At 72.1% G+C, this 16921-nt stretch carries 18 protein-coding genes; 10 read left to right on the top strand and 8 right to left on the bottom strand.

Annotated elements, in window-relative coordinates; genetic code table 11:
- Positions 1-43 precede the first annotated feature (43 nt).
- Positions 44-841: an IclR family transcriptional regulator gene (locus ACGFJ7_RS12495; protein ID WP_392642228.1), complete on the top strand. Its 798-nt coding sequence runs from the start codon at positions 44-46 to the stop codon at positions 839-841.
- A 46-nt stretch (positions 842-887) separates the two neighbouring features.
- The gene (locus tag ACGFJ7_RS12490) at positions 888-2351 is read left to right on the top strand and encodes an aldehyde dehydrogenase family protein (RefSeq protein ID WP_360248730.1); all 1464 of its coding nucleotides are present in this window, start codon (positions 888-890) and stop codon (positions 2349-2351) included.
- Between the two features lie 3 nt (positions 2352-2354).
- On the opposite strand, the gene ACGFJ7_RS12485 is transcribed toward ACGFJ7_RS12490, so the two are convergent.
- The 3 genes from ACGFJ7_RS12485 to ACGFJ7_RS12475 form a co-directional block, all read right to left on the bottom strand.
- Positions 2355-2909: a hypothetical protein gene (locus ACGFJ7_RS12485; RefSeq protein WP_392642227.1), complete on the bottom strand. Its 555-nt coding sequence runs from the start codon at positions 2907-2909 to the stop codon at positions 2355-2357.
- Between the two features lie 67 nt (positions 2910-2976).
- Positions 2977-3168: a thiamine pyrophosphate-binding protein gene (locus ACGFJ7_RS12480; RefSeq protein WP_392642226.1), complete on the bottom strand. Its 192-nt coding sequence runs from the start codon at positions 3166-3168 to the stop codon at positions 2977-2979.
- Between the two features lie 110 nt (positions 3169-3278).
- Entirely contained in the window at positions 3279-4472 is a 1194-nt protein-coding gene (locus ACGFJ7_RS12475; RefSeq protein WP_392642225.1) for an MFS transporter, read from the bottom strand.
- A 127-nt stretch (positions 4473-4599) separates the two neighbouring features.
- Between ACGFJ7_RS12475 and ACGFJ7_RS12470 the strand changes: the two genes are divergently transcribed.
- The gene (locus tag ACGFJ7_RS12470; RefSeq protein ID WP_392642224.1) at positions 4600-5886 is read left to right on the top strand and encodes a cytochrome P450; all 1287 of its coding nucleotides are present in this window, start codon (positions 4600-4602) and stop codon (positions 5884-5886) included.
- Here ACGFJ7_RS12470 and ACGFJ7_RS12465 read toward each other — a convergent pair.
- On the bottom strand, positions 5861-6916 hold the full coding sequence (locus ACGFJ7_RS12465) for a glycoside hydrolase family 26 protein (RefSeq protein ID WP_392642223.1): 1056 nt from the start codon (positions 6914-6916) through the stop codon (positions 5861-5863). The two genes, ACGFJ7_RS12470 and ACGFJ7_RS12465, sit on opposite strands and share 26 nt — an antisense overlap.
- A 163-nt stretch (positions 6917-7079) precedes the next feature.
- Positions 7080-7547 carry an Rrf2 family transcriptional regulator gene (locus ACGFJ7_RS12460; RefSeq protein ID WP_360248748.1) on the bottom strand — a complete coding sequence of 156 codons (468 nt, stop codon included), beginning with the start codon at positions 7545-7547 and terminating at the stop codon, positions 7080-7082.
- An 81-nt stretch (positions 7548-7628) separates the two neighbouring features.
- On the opposite strand from ACGFJ7_RS12460, the gene ACGFJ7_RS12455 reads away from it, so the two are divergent.
- Both ACGFJ7_RS12455 and add read left to right on the top strand, forming a co-directional pair.
- Entirely contained in the window at positions 7629-8366 is a 738-nt protein-coding gene (locus ACGFJ7_RS12455; protein WP_392642222.1) for an SDR family oxidoreductase, read from the top strand.
- Between the two features lie 12 nt (positions 8367-8378).
- A complete protein-coding gene (add, locus tag ACGFJ7_RS12450) occupies positions 8379-9320 on the top strand; it encodes an adenosine deaminase (RefSeq protein WP_392642221.1) in 942 nt (313 codons plus the stop codon).
- Positions 9321-9326: 6 nt separating this feature from the next.
- Here add and ACGFJ7_RS12445 read toward each other — a convergent pair whose 3' ends face one another.
- The 3 genes from ACGFJ7_RS12445 to ACGFJ7_RS12435 form a co-directional block, all read right to left on the bottom strand.
- Positions 9327-10622: a hypothetical protein gene (locus ACGFJ7_RS12445; RefSeq protein WP_392642220.1), complete on the bottom strand. Its 1296-nt coding sequence runs from the start codon at positions 10620-10622 to the stop codon at positions 9327-9329.
- A 194-nt stretch (positions 10623-10816) separates the two neighbouring features.
- The gene (locus ACGFJ7_RS12440) at positions 10817-11191 is read right to left on the bottom strand and encodes a hypothetical protein (RefSeq protein WP_392642219.1); all 375 of its coding nucleotides are present in this window, start codon (positions 11189-11191) and stop codon (positions 10817-10819) included.
- 86 nt (positions 11192-11277) lie between these two features.
- Complete coding sequence (locus ACGFJ7_RS12435; protein ID WP_392642218.1) at positions 11278-11913, bottom strand: LuxR C-terminal-related transcriptional regulator; 636 nt, start codon at positions 11911-11913, stop codon at positions 11278-11280.
- 151 nt (positions 11914-12064) lie between these two features.
- Between ACGFJ7_RS12435 and ACGFJ7_RS12430 the strand changes: the two genes are divergently transcribed.
- From ACGFJ7_RS12430 to ACGFJ7_RS12410, 5 genes are all read left to right on the top strand, one after another.
- The gene (locus tag ACGFJ7_RS12430; RefSeq protein WP_392642217.1) at positions 12065-12928 is read left to right on the top strand and encodes a response regulator transcription factor; all 864 of its coding nucleotides are present in this window, start codon (positions 12065-12067) and stop codon (positions 12926-12928) included.
- On the top strand, positions 12919-13539 hold the full coding sequence (locus ACGFJ7_RS12425; RefSeq protein WP_360248769.1) for a response regulator transcription factor: 621 nt from the start codon (positions 12919-12921) through the stop codon (positions 13537-13539). The genes ACGFJ7_RS12430 and ACGFJ7_RS12425 overlap by 10 nt, the downstream gene beginning before the upstream one ends.
- A gap of 86 nt (positions 13540-13625) precedes the next feature.
- The gene (locus tag ACGFJ7_RS12420) at positions 13626-15680 is read left to right on the top strand and encodes an ATP-binding protein (protein WP_392642216.1); all 2055 of its coding nucleotides are present in this window, start codon (positions 13626-13628) and stop codon (positions 15678-15680) included.
- Positions 15677-16252: a Pvc16 family protein gene (locus tag ACGFJ7_RS12415; protein WP_392642215.1), complete on the top strand. Its 576-nt coding sequence runs from the start codon at positions 15677-15679 to the stop codon at positions 16250-16252. Before ACGFJ7_RS12420 ends, ACGFJ7_RS12415 begins: the two co-directional genes overlap by 4 nt.
- Positions 16252-16920 carry a hypothetical protein gene (locus ACGFJ7_RS12410; protein ID WP_392642214.1) on the top strand — a complete coding sequence of 223 codons (669 nt, stop codon included), beginning with the start codon at positions 16252-16254 and terminating at the stop codon, positions 16918-16920. The genes ACGFJ7_RS12415 and ACGFJ7_RS12410 overlap by 1 nt, the downstream gene beginning before the upstream one ends.
- The last annotated feature ends 1 nt before the right edge of the window (position 16921 follow it).

Raw genomic sequence — 16921 nt, 5'->3', positions numbered from 1 at the left:
CGGTCGTGTTCGAATACCCGGAACACCGTTCGAAGGAGTGCCGGTGAACCCCTCCACGTCGCAGTCGCTCGAACGCGGGCTGCGGATTCTGACCGAGTTCGCCGAGAACGGCCCGGTGCTCGGCATCGCCGACCTGGCCCGGGAGGTCGGCCTCAACCGCAGCACCACCCACCGGTACGTGGCGACCCTGGCCGGGCTGGGCTTCCTCCAGCAGGACCCGGACACGCGCAAGTACTCGCTCGGCCCGCGGGTGGCCGACCTGGGCTTCGCCGCGATCAGCTCGATGGAGATCACCGGGGTGGCCGCGAGCTACCTGCAGGACCTGTCCGACGAGACCGGGTACGCGGCCAGCATGGCGGTGCTCGACGGCGCCGACATCGTCTACGTCGAGCGGCGCCGGAGCCGGCGGCAGACGGGTGTGCACGTCGACCTGAACCTGCACGTGGGTTCGCGGCTACCGGCGTACTGCACCGCCATGGGAAAGGTCCTGCTGGCCTACCGGGAGCCGGCGGCGCTGCGGCCGCTGCTCGACCGGATGGACCTGGTACGTCGCGGCCCCAAGACCATCACGGTGCGGGAGCAACTGGCCGGCGCGCTGGCCGCCGTACGCCGGGGCGGCCTCGCGGTCAACGACGAGGAGCTCGCGCCCGGGCTGCGCTCGATCGCCGCGCCCCTGCGGGACCGCTCGGGCCAGGTGGTGGCCGCGATCAACATCGCCGTTCACCTGACCACCTGGACCGCGTCGGTGGAGTCGGTCATCGCGCGCCTGTCCGGCCCGCTCCTGCGGACGGCGGCCGACATCTCCCACCAACTCGGATACCGGGCCGATTCGAATATGTGAAACACCGTGTTGATTGCCCGGAAACACTCGGCCTAGGGTCGCCCGCATGGTGCTTTTGAGCGAGGACCGCTGGCATGACCTGCTCCACATCGACGGCGGCTGGCGGGCCGGCGGCGGCGCGTCGATGGACGTGCTGGAACCCGCGACCGGAGGCACCCTGGCCCGGATCAACTTGGCCACCCCGGACGACGTGCGCGCCGCGGCCCGGGCGGCCGCCGCGGCCCAGGTGGCGTGGGCCGCGGCCCCGCACACCGAGCGGGCCGCCGTGCTGCGCCGGGCGGCCGCCCTGTGGGCCGAGCACGCCGAGGAGATCTCCTGGTGGAACGTGCGCGAGGTCGGCGCCGTCCCCGGGATGGCCGGCTTCGCCGTGCACACGGCCGAACAGGAGTGCTGGGAGGCCGCGTCCCTGCCCGGCCGCCCGTACGGCGAGCTGATCCCCACCGGCGAGCCGCGCCTGTCGATGACCCGCCGCTACCCGGTCGGGGTGGTCAGCGTCATCTCGCCGTTCAACGTGCCGATCATCCTGGGCATCCGGTCGGTCGCGCCGGCGCTGGCGCTGGGCAACGCCGTACTCCTCAAGCCCGATCCCCGGACGGCCGTGACCGGAGGCCTGGTCCTGGCCCGGATCTTCCAGGAGGCCGGGCTGCCCGACGGCCTGCTGCAGGTCCTGCCGGGCGGCCGCGACGTCGGCGAGGCGGTGGTGACCGCGCCCGAGGTCTCGGTCATCTCCTTCACCGGCTCGACCTCGGCCGGCCGCCAGGTCGGCGCCCTGGCCGGTCAGCACCTGAAGCGGGCCCACCTGGAGCTGGGCGGCAACTCGGCGCTGATCGTCCTCGAGGACGCGGACGTCGACGCCGCGGTCAATCTGGCCGCCTGGGGAAGCTACTTCCATCAGGGCCAGATCTGCATGACGACCGGACGGCACCTGGTGCACGAACGGCTTTACGACGACTTCGTCGAGCGCCTGGCCGACAAGGCGGCCAAACTGCCGGTCGGCGACCCGGCCCGCGAGCAGGTCGCCCTGGGCCCGGTCATCGACGCCGGCCAGCGCGACAAGATCCACGCGCTGGTCACGGCCAGCACCGGCGACGGCGCCCGGGTGGCGGCCGGCGGCGAGTACGACCGGTTGTTCTACCGTCCGACGGTCATCGCGGGGGTGACCCCGTCCACGCCCGCCTTCGCCGAGGAGATCTTCGGGCCGGTCGCCCCGGTGGCCCGCTTCGGCAGCCTCGACGAGGCGGTGGCCCTGGCCACGACCTCGGAGTACGGCCTGTCGCTGGGCATCGTCACCCGCGACGCGATGCGCGGGGTGGAACTGGCCGACCGGATCCCCACCGGCATAGCCCACATCAACGACCAGACGGTGAACGACGAGGCCAACGCCCCGTTCGGCGGCACCGGGGCCTCGGGCACGGGCTCCCGCTTCGGCGGCGCGGCGGCCAACATCGAGGCCTTCACCGACACGCGCTGGGTCACGGTCCGGAGCCAGCCTGCCAGCTTCCCGTTCTGACGGCTACCGGGCGCGGAGGGCGCGGACGAAGTTGGTGGCGGCGCCGACATCGAGAAGAGCGAGAACCATGGCGATCCTCGACCCGTCGGCGAAGCCGACCTCGACCCGCCCCCACTGCAACAAGATCTTGCTTCGCCGCCGTACGGCGTGGATCGCCGCCCGGGGCACCTGGAACAGGACGGTGAAGGTCGCCGGATTGCCGTGGTCGCTGTCGAGCAGAAGCAGCCGCCGGTCGGTGACGGCCCATTCGGTGGTGCCTTTGACGGCGCGCGCCTTGAGGGCCTGCCAGGTGCGGTCGCCCCAGGAGCCGGCGAACCCGGACCCCGACGAGCCACCGAGGAACCGGTTCACGCGGTCCTGGCTGTACTGAACCCCGGTCCAGTCGACCCCGTCGACCAGCCCCGCCGGGCGACCCGGCTCGCCACCCTCGGACGCCAGCTCGCTGGTGTCGCCGCTCAGGTGCGCGTGCACGAGCCCCATGGCGAGCAGCCGTTCACCGTCCTCCAGCACCGCAGCGACATCCCGCCCGTAGATCTTGACCGCATCGAAGAGTGGCACCCGGGCACGGTACTGGTAGGCCATCAGGCGATGAACGCGGCGTTCTGCTCGTGCCGGCACACCACCGTCACGATGCACCACCGTCGACGAGAGCGTCGTACAACGCGTCGATCTTCGCGCCGGGAACCCCGAAAACTCGTTCCACACCCTGCGCTTCCAGGACCTCCACCAGGCGATGGGCAGCAGTCGTCATCATGTTCCACCCCGTGACTTGCTTGCCCCAAGACTCGATCGGCGCGCGGGCGGCGTCATCGGTCAACCGACTGACCGAAGATCCCATCGCCGGAGAGCACGAACCAGTAGTTCACCGTCGGTCCCTGGGTGGCCAGGCCAGTGCGGCGTGGAGGTCGGCGGCGGCGGCCCGGCGGATCATTTGCCGTTGCTCAGGACGCGGCCCAGGGTGAAGGTGAGGGCGCCGGCCAGGACGACGCTCAGCAGGCCCACCCGCAGGCTGGTCTGGTCGGCGATCAGGCCGACCAGCGGCGGTGACAGCAGGAAGCCGCCGCGCAGGAGCCAGCTCACGATGGTCAGGCCGGTGCCGGAGGCCAGGCCGGGGATCTCGTCGGCGGTCTGCATGGTCGCCGGCACCAGGGTGGCCACGCCCAGGCCGGCCAGGGCGAAGCCGGCCAGCGCGGTCGGCACCGACGGCAGTAGTAGGGCCGCGCCCATGCCCAGGGCGGCCAGGGCGCCGCCGGCGCGGACCACCGTGCGCTGGCCGAAGCGGTCGACGACCCGGTCGCCGGTGAGGCGGCCCAGGGTCATCGCGACCTGCAGGGCGACGAAGGCCAGGCCGGCCGTGGCGGCGCTGGTGTGCAGGTCGCCGCTCAGGTAGAGGGCGCCCCACGACGAGCCGGCGTCCTCGACCAGGGCGCCGCAGGCGGCCAGGATGCCCAGGATCGCCAGCATGCGGACGGCCGTGCCGGTGACCGCGCGTCTCGGCGAGACGGTATCGGACGGGGTAACGGATCGCTCCGCGTCCTCACCGCCTGGGAGCATGAAGCGGAACGCGGCCAGCGCGACCGCGCTGAACAGGACCGCCGAGAAGCCGAGGTGGACGGTGAGGGACAACCCCAGGCCGGCCGCCGCCGAGCCCATGAGGCCGCCCAGGACGGCGCCGATGCTCCAGACGCCGTGGAACGAGTTGACGATCGAGCGGCCGTACAGTCGCTGCACGCGCAGGCCGTGGGCGTTCTGGGCGACGTCGACGATCGCGTCGAGGGCGCCGACGAGGAACAGGGCGCCGGCGAACGCGTACCACGTCGGGGCGAAAGGCAGGAGAAAAGTCGCGGCGGCGAGCAGGACGATGCCGGGGGCGGCGACCCGGGCCGAGCCGAGGCGGCGGATCGCCGAGGCGGCCAGCAGACCGGCCAGCAGCGCACCGAGCGGCATGGCCGCGATGGCCGTGCCGAGGACGGCGTTGGTGACGCCGAGATCCGCCTTGATCTGGGGATAGCGGGGCACGACGTTGGCGAACAGAGCACCGTTGGTGAGGAACACCGCGGCCACGGCGAGGCGGGCCCGGCGGGCCTGGAGGGAGGGCGCGGCCGGCGCGAGGAGCGTCATACGTACGAGCGTACATACGATGTGTACGTCTGTACATATGAAAATTCACCTCCCGGTACGCCTTTTCCGGCGGCATCCATGTGATCATCTTCTGCGAATTCCAGGATGGGGAGGAAACCGGGTGGGGATGACCTCGCTGGTGTCGGCGGTGCGGTCCCAGGTGTTCGGGCTGCTCGCACGCAGGTTCGCGGGCGGCAACGGCCCCTACGCGGGGCTGGCCATGCTGCCCGACAAGCTGCTGTGGCCGCTGCACCGCGACGGGCTCGACCCGGTGGCCGAGATGGCCCGCCGCCGCGACCGCGAGCCGGTCAGCCGGCTTCCGCTCCCGCTGGGCATGCGCGGCTGGCTGATCACCGGGTTCGAGCCGGTGCGCGAGGTGCTGGGCAGCCTCGACGGCTACAGCAACGACTTCGGCAAGTTCGCGGGGCGCGTGGGCATCAACGTGACCCAGGATCCCGGTGGGCTCGGCTTCGCCGACCCGCCGGTGCACACCCGGCTGCGCAAGGCGCTGACCCCGGAGTTCACCATGCGGCGCCTGACCCGCCTGCAGCCGCGGATCGAGGCGATCGTCCAGGGCCGGCTCGACGAGATGGCCGGCAAGACGGACGTGGACCTGTGGAACGACTACGCGCTGCCGGTGCCGGCGCTGACGATCTGCGAGCTGCTCGGTGTGCCGTACGAGGACCGGGAGTACTTCCAGAAGCTGAGCACGGCCCGGTTCGACCTGGCGGACGGGGCCGGCGCGTCGCTGGACGCGGTGGGGGAGTCGCTGACGTACCTCGGCGGGCTGATCGAGCGGCAGCGCCGGGAGCCCGGTGACGGCCTGCTGGGCTCGCTCATCCGTACCCATGGCAACGACATCGACGACCGGGAACTGGCCGGTCTGGCCGACGGGGTCCTGACCGGGGGCCTCGAGACGTCGGCCAGCATGATCGCGCTCGGCGCGCTGGCGCTGATGACCGACGACGGGCTGCGGGCGCGGCTCGCGGACAACCTCGACGACACCGTCGAGGAGCTGCTGCGCTACATGACGGTGGTGCAGGTGGCGTTCCCGCGCGTGGCGATCCGCGACCACAAGGTGGGCGGCTGCGACATCCGGGCCGGCGACATCGTGATCTGCTCGCTGAGCGGCGCCGACCGCGATCCGTCGGCGGCCGGCGCGGAGCCGGACCGGCTCGACCCGGCGCGGCCGATGAAGAGGTCACATCTGGCTTTCGGGTACGGGATTCACCGGTGCATCGGCGCGGAACTGGCCCGCATGGAGCTGCGCATCGCGTACCCGAGGCTGTTCGAGCGTTTCCCGGACATGCGGCTGGCCGTGCCGGCCCGGGAGCTGACATACCGCAGGGCGTCCATCGTCTTCGGATTGGACGCCCTGCCGGTGACGATCAACGAAGGCGCAGGGCCACGCTGAACTTCGGCGACTTGGCCAGCTTGCGGAACGCCGCCAGCGAGGCCGGCGAGCTGTCGATGCTGATGTCGCGGTCGCCGAACAGGTCCTTCTTCGTGTCGAAGTAGACGATCGCCTTCACCTTGGGGCGCTTGGCCAGCTCCGGCAGCACCGAGTTGAACTGCTTGGACTTGTCGACGACCTGGCCCACGCGGTGGTAGGCACCCCACTCGGCCACCATGATCGGCTTGGTGGGGTGGTTCTTGGCGGCCCAGTCGTACCAGCCCTGACCGCCCTTGGCCTTGCGGTCGAGCAGGTCGGCGAAGACGCCGGCGTGGTAGTAGTCGGCCTCCGAGGAGACGTACGAGTCCAGGCCCACCCAGTCGACGACGTCGTCACCCGGGTAGAGGTCCTTCCACCAGGACTGCGCCATCCACTTCTCGTTGCCCATGTAGGCGACGACGTTGACCATGTTGTCCAGACCCTTGGACTTCAGGCGCTTGATCACGTGACGGTACGAGGCGGCGAAGTCCTTCGCGGTCATGCCGAGCTTGGCGTCGGTACGGACGTCGTCCTCCGGCTCGTGGTTGAGCACGAGGAAGAACTTCTCCGGCATGGTCGCCTTGATCCGGGCCGCGAACGCGTCGATGCGCGCGTCGAGCTTGCCGGCGGCGACGTTGGCCCAGGTCGAGCCGTACTCGACCCGCCAGTTCATCAGCAGCACGCGGGGCTTGGCCTTGTCGCGCACCATGGCGATCTCGGACGCGGTGGGGAACTTCTCGTCACCCTTGTGGTAGACGTGGAAGATCGAGGAGGTACGGCCCGACTTCTGCTCCCAGGTCTTGAGCTCCTGGTCGCGCGGCAGGGTGCTGAACCCGCCGGCTGCCGCGCCCCACAGCACGCCGCAGGTCGGCACGAGCTTGGCGTCGGTCACGCACTTGCTCGCCGGCGCGGCCGCCGGCGTCGTCGCGCCCTGCGCGGCCATCGGCCCGGCGAGCGCCGCACCGAGGCCCGCGACGAGCGCGGCCAGCGAGTACATGGACTTCCGCAGCATCTAATCTCCCCCTGTTGTCCGGCCGTTGTCGGCCGGGCATGAGAAGAGATTCCAGGGCGTCCGGTGCGTGACCGGTGCCCGTGACGGTGCGGCCCGGTTGCGCTCGTCCGGACCCTCGGTCGTGCCCCTGAGATCGGTTGAGCCGCGCCTTGCTTGAGAAGATTTACAGCCAGGCGCGTACGCCGGCGAACACGTCGCCGTCGTAGTCCTCGACCACCTGGGCCGCGAGGTCGGCGATGGTGACCGCGCGCAGGGCGGCCCGCCAGGCCTGGTCGGCGGCGCTCATCGCCCGGGAGATCGCGCACGGTTTCTCGCACGCCTCGGCGGGGGTGGCCAGCGGGCCGCGCTGCCGGATCTCCGTACAGAGGAAAGCCGGTTGGGGCCCGTCGACCGCCTCGACCACGTCGAGGACCGTGATCCGGGCCGCCGGGCGGGCCAGCTCGTAGCCGCCGGCGTGGCCCTGAACGGACCGGATGATCTCGGCGCGGGACAGCGCCTGGAGCTGTTTGGCCAGGTAGCTGGCGGAAACGTCGTGCAGCTCGGCCAGCCGGCCGGCGGGCACGGGGCGCTCGGCCGCGCTCAGCACGACGGTGCAGTGCAGCGCCCACTCGACACCGCCGGACATCTTCATGGTCACATCCTACTTGACTCGGACACATATTGTCCGAGTAGAGTCATCCCGGACAAGAGATATCCGAGTTAGGGGACGGTAATGAAGATCGTGGTCATCGGCGGCACCGGGCTCATCGGCAAGAAGCTCATCCCGCTGCTCACCGAGGCGGGGCACACCGCCGTCGCCGCGTCACCCTCCACGGGCGTGAACTCGGTGACCGGCGAGGGCCTGGCCGACGCGCTGAAGGGCGCGGACACCGTGGTCGACCTGACCAACGCGCCGTCCTGGGGCGACGACGAGGTGCTCGAGTTCTTTCGGACCTCGGCCGCCAATCTGGGCGCGGCCGAGAAGGCGGCCGGTGTGACCCACCACCTGGCCGTCTCGATCGTCAACTGCGACCAGATCCCCGACAGCGGCTACATGCGGGCCAAGGTCGCCCAGGAGCGCGAGATCCGCGGGGCCGGGGTGCCGTTCACGATCCTGCGGGCCACCCAGTTCTTCGAGTTCCTGGCCGGCATCGCCGACTTCTCGACCAAGGACGGCGTGGTGCACGCCTCCACGGCCCGCTTCCAGCCGGTGGCCGCCGACGACGTGGCGGCGACGCTGGCCGGCCTCGTGGAGCAGCCGGCCACCAACGGCGTGGTCGAGCTGGCCGGCCCCGAGGCGGGAACGCTGGCGTCGTTCGTCCGCCGCTACCTCGAGGCCAAGGGCGACGCCCGTACGGTCCTCGACGACCCGGCCGCCGGCTACTTCGGCGCCCAGGTCGAGTCGCTGGCCCCCGCCCCCGGCAACGGGGCGCGCGTCGGCGCCGTCAGCTTCGCCACGTGGCTGGGCTAAGCTCCTGAGCTCGTGACCCTGATCGACCTGCACCGCCACCTGGAAGGCTCCCTGCGAGTCGCCACCGTCCTCGAGCTGGCTCACCGCGACGGGCACCCCCTGGCCGTCGCGGCCGACCCCGAGGACCTGCTCGTGGCCCGCGGCCCTCTGGGCGGCCTCGTCCCCTTCCTCGACAAGGTCGACGCCGCGCCGTCCGCTCTCCCGCGCCCCCAGGACTGGGAGCGGGCGGCCGCCGAGGTGGTGCGGGACGCCGCCGATGACGGCCTCGGCTACCTGGAGCTGCGGTTCAGTCCCTGGTTCATCCGCCAGGAGACCGGCCTGGCTCCGGAGGCCGTCATCGACGCGGTCTCCTCGGGCGTCCGAACGGCGTCGAAGGAGACCGGACTGCCGGTGGCCCTGATCGGCATCCTGCTGCGCGACCTCGGCCCGGGGCGGGGCGCCGCCCAGGTGGACACCCTGCTGTCGCGCCGGGACACCTTCTGCGCGGCCGACCTGGCCGGCAACGAGGCCGGGGTGCCCGCGGCCGAGTTCGCGCCCGCGTTCGCCAAGGCCCGCGACGCCGGCCTGCGCGTCACGGTCCACGCCGGGGAGGCCGCCGGCCCGCAGAGCGTCTGGGACGCGATCAACCACCTGGGCGCCGAGCGCATCGGGCACGGCGTCCGCTCGGTCGAGGACCCGGCCCTGCTGGAGCACCTGGCCGCGCGCGGGATCACCCTCGAGGTGGCCCTGACCAGCAACCTGCACACGAGTGTCGCCCCGAGCTACCGCGAACACCCCCTGCGCCGCCTGCTCGCCGCCGGCGTACCGGTCGCTCTGGCCACCGACGACCCACGAGCCTCAGCGATCACCCTCTCCGGTGAATACGCCGTCGCGCGGACCGAGATCGGCCTGTCGGCCTCCGAGATCAAGACCCTTGAGGGGTACGCCCGTACGGCCGCCTTCGCCCATCCCTGACGCGCGTCAGCCCAGCCCGGCCGAATGCGTGATCGCCGCGACCGCCACGCCCAGGGCGAGCTCCTTCGCCACGGACAAGGTGTGGCGCGAGAGGCGGCGGAGCTTGCCCTCGGCGGAGCCGGTCCGGCCTTCCTGAAGGTCCTGGGCGGCGTCGGCGACCACCGCGGCGTCGGCGTCGTCCACGTCCCGCCGGCGCAGCAGATCGCTCAACGTGGTGAGCTCGCGTACCAGCGCCGAGTGATCGACTGTCGTGCCGTTCACGTTGACGACGCCCTGGGCGTGGCGTCCGGCCGCTCCGACCGGCCCGTTGAACGTGTAGTTGTCCGACATGAAGACGAACTTAGCGCCGGAGCGCTCCGGCGCGGAAGAAGCCAACAGCGAGGACAGGCGTTCCACGGCGAGGCGGCGCATCGCTCCGGCCTTGACGCCGTGCCGGCTGATCGACATCTGCCAGATACGGCGTTGCCGGTCGGCGGGAAAGCCGTACGGCGCCGGCCGGGACAGGAAGTCGAGGGCGCCTCGGGCGCGGCTCTCCATCCAGGCGGGACGGTCGGCCGGCTGGGCGGCGAGGCGCCCGGCGAGGTGGTTGGCGATGTCCACCTCGGCCAGCGTCCGCAACACGTAGGTGCGAAGTCTCCGGCGAGCGGCGGCCGTTCCCCGCGCCTCGGTGAGTGCGATGAACGGTCTGCCGCGAACCTCCGGCGGTTTGTCGAGGACGACTTCCGGAGTGCGCTCGCCGAAACCGAACCAGTCGATCCGCGCGCTGAGGAACATGGCGTTCCCGGCCGGCGAGATGCGCTCGCCGGGCCGGGGCTTCGCCGTGCCCCGCGTCGCCTGGCCCACATGGGTTCCGACGGCGGCGCCGAGCTCATGCAGGTCATGCGTCTGGCCGGTCGGGTTCAGCGTGACCTTCAGCCCGGCCGCCCACCGCCCGTACGCCTGCATGACCCACGGTGGCTCATTCGTGGGGGAGAAGGCGAGCCACGGGTCGGCGTGGAGGCGGAAAGCGACGGTCAGGGCGAAGGTGCGATTGTCGGCATCCAGTGGATGGAGGCGCTTCACGACCTGCGCCGGGCGTCCCTTCAGCGGACTCTCCCGATTTCGGGGCGCCACCGACAGCATATTGGCGAGATCCGCGTACACGACGTCGCTGGAGAGGTACTCACGGCCGCGCGAAGCGCGCAGGCGTACCGGGCCGCAGCGATGAAGGTAGTCGCGGCCGGCCACCCAGGCGGGTGGCCAGCGCAGCCCCCGGCGGTCGGCGCGCTCGTCGATCAGCACGGACTGCCAGAAGAGCATCACTTCGGCCACTATGCCGCACCGGCGGTCGCAGTCCAATCCCCATGAAGGTCGATTGGACGCCAGCGCTGACCGTCAGAATCTCCCGGCGGGGCCGGGAGACCCGGCTGCCACGGAGCGGTTCCCCTCGTGGGCAACCGCCGTAGACATATCGCTGAACGGAACCGGTGGAGACCAGCACGGTTCCTCAGTGGAATCTAGCAGAAGTCAGGTGGCACGCGCTCCGAGACCGCGCGGATCAGTTGGCCGGGCGAGAGCTCGCCGAGCGGGATGCGGCGGGGCTGCAGCTCCCAGATCGAGCCGGACCGGCCGTCGCCCTCGACCACCAGGACCCGCAGCCGCGGATGGTCGCGGAGAAGCCGGGCCAGACCCGGCGGCACGACGGCCGGGTCCGGCTCGTTCTCGAACACGGTGATCACCATCTGGGGGCGGCTCCGGGCGACGGCCGCCTCGAGCGCGACGCCCTCCGGCACCACCCGCACGGCCGGATCACCGTATTTCTCGCGCAGCAGCGTGGCTACGACGTCGCCGAGGACGCCGCGGAGATCGAGAAGAACGGTGACGTGCCGCACGCCGGTCCTGTTCTGCCGAAGGTGTCCTCGCAGTGTCCGCGACGCCGGAAGCGGCGCGCCATGAAGCGGTGGATCCAGATCGGGACCTAGACGCTGCTGCGCTGCCGCCGGGCCCAGGCGGCCACCTCGGCCCGGCGGCGGATGCCCAGCTTCTCGAAGATGTTGTGGATGTGGTTCTTGACCGTGGAGAGCGCCATGTCCAGGTGGTCCGCGATCTCCTTGTTGGTGAGCCCGTTCTCGATCAGCCGGATCACCTGCAGTTCGCGGCTCGTCAGTTGCTCGCCGCCCCCGGCGGTGAAGGCGCCGCCGGCCAGCTCGGAGACCCGGCGCAGGAGCTCGGTCAGGATGGGTGGCGGGCAGACGGCTTCGCCGCGGCCGGCCCGCTCCAACGTTCGCACCAGGTCGTCGAGTGAGCCCTCGCGCGGCACGTACCCGACCGCGCCGGCCTCGACGCAGGCCAGAATCTCGTCTCCGCTCTCCCGCACGCCCAGGGCCACGGCGCGGGCCAGCGGCGCCGCGGCCCGCAGCGCGAGCAGGATGTCGGTGCCGCCGGGAGTGGCGGTGTCGACCAGGACCACGTCGGGGCGATGGCGCAGCACGCAGGCGACGCCGGCCGGCCCACTGTCCGCGGTGCCGGCCACGGCGAACGAGCCGATGTCGTGCAGGACGTCCGCGAGTCCTTCACGATAGAGACGTACCGCGGCGATGATCACTATTCTCATGACCGTCGCCTCTCCAACGGCGCACGACGGGACCTTTCTCATAGTGCCGTCCGGTCGCGGAGGAGGACATACGCGGTGTGACGTAGCACGACTTGTGTCAAGCACCCATCAGTCGGTGGATTCCCCTCGGCCGCCGGACGAGGATGGAGTGATGGCTGTGGCGACGGCGGCCGCGCTCGACGGCCGCGTGCTGGACCTGGTGATGGCGGCGATGTCCGACCTGGAGGAGGGCCATCAGGTCTGGCCGCGCCTGTTCGCCGAACTGACCTCTCAGCTCGGTGTCACTCTGGGCGGCGTCGTCGACGTGCACGGGCAGGGGCTGGACGTGCGGGCCGTCGCCGTGTGGCCGGACTGGGCCGCGGAGATCGAGGTGACCGAGGAGGAGAACCGGGCGTACCCGCTGATCCGGCACTACGTCCGCCGCAGCGACGCGGCCCCTCGCACCCTGGACGACGTTCTCGACGACTATCGGTGGCGTACGGCGGCACGCTTCGACCGCATGCGCCGTCAATTCGGCGGGGCCAGCCGGCATCTCATGCTTCCGCTGCATCGAACCGCCCGATCCGTCCGGCTCTTCGGCATCGCCCGCCCGGGCGGCAACTTCACCGCCACCGAGCTGCAGTACGCGGGCCGGCTCCAGCGGATTCTCACCGCGCTCGACCGGCACCAGCAGGTCGTCCTCGCCTGGCGCGCGGGGTGCGCGACCGACCTGCCGCAGGCCGGCGAGCGGGTCGCCGGGCACGGTCTCACGCCGCGCGAGCTGGCCGTGCTCAGCCTGCTCGCCGAGGGTCTGACCGTGGCCGCGGCCGGGCGCCGCCTCGGTATCTCGCCGCGGACGGTCGCCAAGCACCAGGAGAACCTGCAGCGCAAGCTGGCGACGACCGACCGGCTCAACACGGTGCTGCGGGCTCAGCGTCTCGGCCTGGTCAGACCGGACCGGGAGGGTACAGATCTGGATCCGGTGGCCCATTGTGGCCACCGCCGGGCGGGGGAGACACTCCGGGGATGCGGGTAGCCCTCCTCGGCCGCGTCCGTGTCTATCGCGAGTCGATCGGCGAGGCACTTCGCCGGCGGCCGGAGGTCACCGTGCTGGGCGACGCCTGCCCGGACGCCGCCGGTGTCAGCCGGATCCGCCACCTTCGGCCGGACGTCGTGCTGGTGGACGTGACCCAGGCCGGTTCGCTGCGTGACCTGACCACCGGCTTGCCGGGCATGATCGTTGTGGCGATCGGGGTGCTCGAGTCGGACGACGACATCCTGGCCTGCCTGGAGGCCGGCATGGCGGCGTACGTGCCGCGCGACGACGATCTGACCCGGCTGCTCGACACGCTCCGGCAGGTCGTCCACGGCGGCGTGGTCTGCCCTCCGGCGGTCATCGGCGGCCTGTTCCGCCGGCTCGCCGTGCTGGCCGAGGAGCGCCGCGGCGTCACCCCGGCCGAGCCGCTGACGCCGCGCGAGCGGCAGATCGCCGGCCTGCTGGCCGAGGGACTGGGCAACCGGGAGATCAGCCGGCGGCTGTTCATCGAGGTCTCGACCGTGAAGAACCACGTGCACAACATCCTGGAGAAGCTGCATCTGGCCAGCCGCGCCGACGCCGCTTCCTGGTTCTGCCGTACCCAGGTCTGAATCCCTTCTGGATCCGTCGGTCCATGGGCGGGGCCGGGCGGTGCCGCCGATAGTTCTCGCATCCGAATGAGCCGGAAGCGGGAACCATGCAGACGATCTCACCGACGGCGCCGCACGGCGCCGATGCGGTCGCGCTCGCGCCGCTGACCGAATGGCTGAACCTCAGCCTCGGTCGCTGCCTGCTGCGCCGGATCGGCCCGGGCGTCCCGGCCGGCGTGCCGGGATGGTCCGTCGCGCCCAGCGAGGCCCTGCACCTGCTGGGGTTCGGCGCCGGCGGGGCCGGCACCGAGGCGGCCGGCGTGCGTCAGCGCCTGAGCGCGGCCGACGAGGCGCTGGCCGAATCCCGCACGACGCTGCCGCGGCCGCTCGCCCGGCTCGCTGAGCAGTTCAGTCTGACCGGCCTCGAGCTGCGCCTGCTCTGCCTGGTCCTGGCGCCCGAGCTGGACGGCCGGTACGGCCTGGCCGTCGGGGTGTTGCAGGACGACCTGACCCGGCGGCGCCCCGGCCTCACCCTGCTGGCCGAGCTGATGTCGCACACGGAGGTCAGTGCCTGGGACTTGCGGCGTACGGTCCACGCCGCCGGCTCGGTGGCGTCGGCGGGACTGGTGCGGGTGGCCGAGCCGGATGCCCCGCCGGTCGACGCGGGCTACGCGCCCACCGGCTCGGTCGTCGCCCACCTGGTGGCCGCCTCGATCGAGCAGGCGGTCGCCGCGACGGGGGCCGTGCTGTGCCGGCCGAGGCCGGCGGACGAACCCCCGCTCTCGGCGGCGGAGACCGAGCTGGCGGGGCGGCTCCGGCGCCCCGCGATGCTGCATCTGACCGGCGGCGACTCCGGGCAGGGCTGGTTTCGGCGGCTGGCCTCGGCGTCCGGGGTGCCCCTGGTGATCGGCGACCTCGAGCAGGTGGACGCCGGCCCGGCCCGGGTCGCGGCGGCCGCCGACTGGGCCGTGCTCAGCCGGCTGGCCGGCAGCGGGCTGCTCGTCCTCGGACTCGACGGGCTCGGCGCGGTCGAGCGGCGGCAGGTGACGGAGGGGCTGGTACGGGCGGCCCGGCACCTGCGGCTGGTGGCGACCGATGCGGCGTGGCCGGGTTCCGGCGTTCTGCTGCGGGCCCCGGCCGTCACGGTCGCCCAGCGTGCGGCCTGGTGGAGCAGCGCGGCCGCTCGCACCGGCGTCGCCCTCACCGACGAGGACATCCGGCGTCTGGCCGCCACCGCGCCGATCGAGCCGGAACACATGACCCGGAGCCTGGCCGCCGGTGGCGCCGATGTGGCGCTGGTCCAGCAGGCGGCCCGCGATGTCGCACCGGTCGCGCTGCCGCCCGGCGTGCGGCGGATCGTGCCGGCCTACGGGTGGGACGACATCGTGCTGGCCGAGTCCCGCAAGGATCTGCTGCGAGCCATTCCGCTGCACGTTCTGCACGCCGGACGGGTCCTGCAGGAGTGGGGCTTCGCCGGCCGGATGCCGTACGGGCAGGGCGTCGCCGCGCTGTTCAGCGGCCCGAGCGGCACCGGCAAGACGATGGCGGCCCAGATCGTCGCCGGCGACCTCGGCGTCGAGCTCCTGCAGGTTGACCTGTCGAAGACGGTCTCGAAATACATCGGCGAGACCGAGAAGAACCTCGAGCGGACGTTCGAGGCCGCCGAGCGGTCCGGCGCCGTGCTGCTCTTCGACGAGGCCGACGCGATCTTCGGCAAGCGCACCGAGATCAAGGACGCCCACGACCGGCACGCCAACGTCGAGGTGGCCTACCTGCTCCAGCGCATGGAGTCCTTCCGCGGCCTGGCCGTGCTGACCACCAACGTGAAGCAGAACATCGACGATGCTTTCGTCCGGCGGTTGCGCTTCGTCGTCACCTTCGCGCTGCCGGACGCCGCCGAGCGTGAGCGCATCTGGCGGCGGGCGTTCCCCGCCGGCGCGCCGCTGGCGGCGGACGCCACGATCGCCGGTCTGGCCGCGCGCCTGCAGATTCCCGGCGGCAGCATCCAGAACATCGCCCTGCACGCCGCCTTCCTCGCCGCCGCCGAGGGCGGCCGGATCGAGGCCGGGCACGTGCTGACCGCGGCCCGGCGCGAACTCACCAAGATCGGCATGCTGGCCGCCGAACGCGGGCTGGCCGACGACGAGCTGGTGGCATCGTGACCGCGGAAGCCATCTTCGACGTCACCGCCGTCCTGGGGGCGCGGCTGGCCGCCGCCGTCGGCGGGCCGGTCTACGTCGGGCCGCCCAACGCCGAGGACGTCGGCGAGCGGACGCTGTGCCTGTTCCTGTTCCACATCGTCGTCAACCAGGCGATGCGCAACGACCCGCACTACGTGGCCCGCTCCGCCGATCCCGGCGAGCCGCTGGCCGAGGCGGACGCTCTTCCGCTGGACCTGCGGTTCCTGCTCAGCGTGTTCCGCTCGGCCGGCGCGGGGAACGGCGGCGTGGCCGACCCGGACGAACTGCTCACGCTGGGCCGGGCCGTCCGGGCCCTGCACGAGCGGCCCTTCGTCGAGCTGCCCGGCCAGTACGCCCGGGTGACCCCCGAGCCGTACCCGATGGAGGAGATGAGCCGCGTGTGGGGCCTGTTCCCGCAGACCTCGTACCGGACCTCCATGGTCTACCTGGTGAGCCCGGTCGCCGTGACGGCGGTCCCGGTCACCGCCGGTGCGCCGGTCGTGCACCGCACCGACCGGCCGGGCCGTCTCCTCGACGCGCCGGTGGAGTCGTGATGCGGCCGCCCATCGCCTTCGAGCCCGACCGGGCCGACGCGGTCAGCGCCGTGCTGATCCCGATGGACGGCATCACGCGCCGGATCGTGCGGAGCGGGGTCGACGCCCAGCTCTGGGACCGGGAGTGGGACAGAGCCCGGCCGAACCGTCTGATCCGCAACCTCAGCGGCCACCTCGTGCTGGTCAACGTGCCGCCCGGCCCGGACCTGACGTTCCGGATCACCGCCGACCGGGCCGGTTACCGGGGGCCGGTGTTCGTCACCTACAACCCGGCGGGAGACGGCCTCCGCCGGGTGGTGCCGCTGGAGCGGCGGCCCGACGCCTCGTACGGCGACGTCGCGACCCTGGTCCGGGGGACGGTGGGCCGCCCGGACGCGCGGGCGCCGGTGCCGGGCCTCACGGTGAGCGCGCGCCTTCCGTCCCCGCGTGCCGGTCATCAGTTCCCGGCCACCACCGACGCGAACGGCGACTTCGCCCTGGCCGTCGGCATCCGGACGATCGGCATCCCCGAGCCCGGCCCGGTCACCGCGACGCTGCGCTTCGCCAAGGCCGGCCTGCCGGCGCGCGAGCTGAACGTGAACCTCGAGCACGGCCGGGTGCACGTGTTCTCGGCGGTCATCGATCTGGACGGCGCCGACCGTCCCCCGTTCGTCCACGAAACGCCCTGAG

This window comes from Actinoplanes sp. NPDC048988 (assembly GCF_043197815.1).
Taxonomy (GTDB): Bacteria; Actinomycetota; Actinomycetes; order Mycobacteriales; family Micromonosporaceae; genus Actinoplanes.
The sequence above is the reverse complement of the archived record's forward strand: the minus strand, read 5'-3'. Positions and strand labels throughout refer to the sequence as shown.

Excerpts from the sequence above, each read along its gene's own strand:
- ACGFJ7_RS12490 (WP_360248730.1), top strand. The coding sequence starts at position 888 with ATGGTGCTTTTGAGCGAGGACCGCTGGCATGACCTGCTCCACATCGAC.
- ACGFJ7_RS12475 (WP_392642225.1), bottom strand. The coding sequence starts at position 4,472 with ATGACGCTCCTCGCGCCGGCCGCGCCCTCCCTCCAGGCCCGCCGGGCC.
- ACGFJ7_RS12470 (WP_392642224.1), top strand. The coding sequence starts at position 4,600 with ATGACCTCGCTGGTGTCGGCGGTGCGGTCCCAGGTGTTCGGGCTGCTC.
- ACGFJ7_RS12465 (WP_392642223.1), bottom strand. The coding sequence starts at position 6,916 with ATGCTGCGGAAGTCCATGTACTCGCTGGCCGCGCTCGTCGCGGGCCTC.
- ACGFJ7_RS12460 (WP_360248748.1), bottom strand. The coding sequence starts at position 7,547 with ATGAAGATGTCCGGCGGTGTCGAGTGGGCGCTGCACTGCACCGTCGTG.
- ACGFJ7_RS12455 (WP_392642222.1), top strand. The coding sequence starts at position 7,629 with ATGAAGATCGTGGTCATCGGCGGCACCGGGCTCATCGGCAAGAAGCTC.
- ACGFJ7_RS12435 (WP_392642218.1), bottom strand. The coding sequence starts at position 11,913 with ATGAGAATAGTGATCATCGCCGCGGTACGTCTCTATCGTGAAGGACTC.
- ACGFJ7_RS12430 (WP_392642217.1), top strand. The coding sequence starts at position 12,065 with ATGGCTGTGGCGACGGCGGCCGCGCTCGACGGCCGCGTGCTGGACCTG.
- ACGFJ7_RS12425 (WP_360248769.1), top strand. The coding sequence starts at position 12,919 with ATGCGGGTAGCCCTCCTCGGCCGCGTCCGTGTCTATCGCGAGTCGATC.
- ACGFJ7_RS12420 (WP_392642216.1), top strand. The coding sequence starts at position 13,626 with ATGCAGACGATCTCACCGACGGCGCCGCACGGCGCCGATGCGGTCGCG.
- ACGFJ7_RS12410 (WP_392642214.1), top strand. The coding sequence starts at position 16,252 with ATGCGGCCGCCCATCGCCTTCGAGCCCGACCGGGCCGACGCGGTCAGC.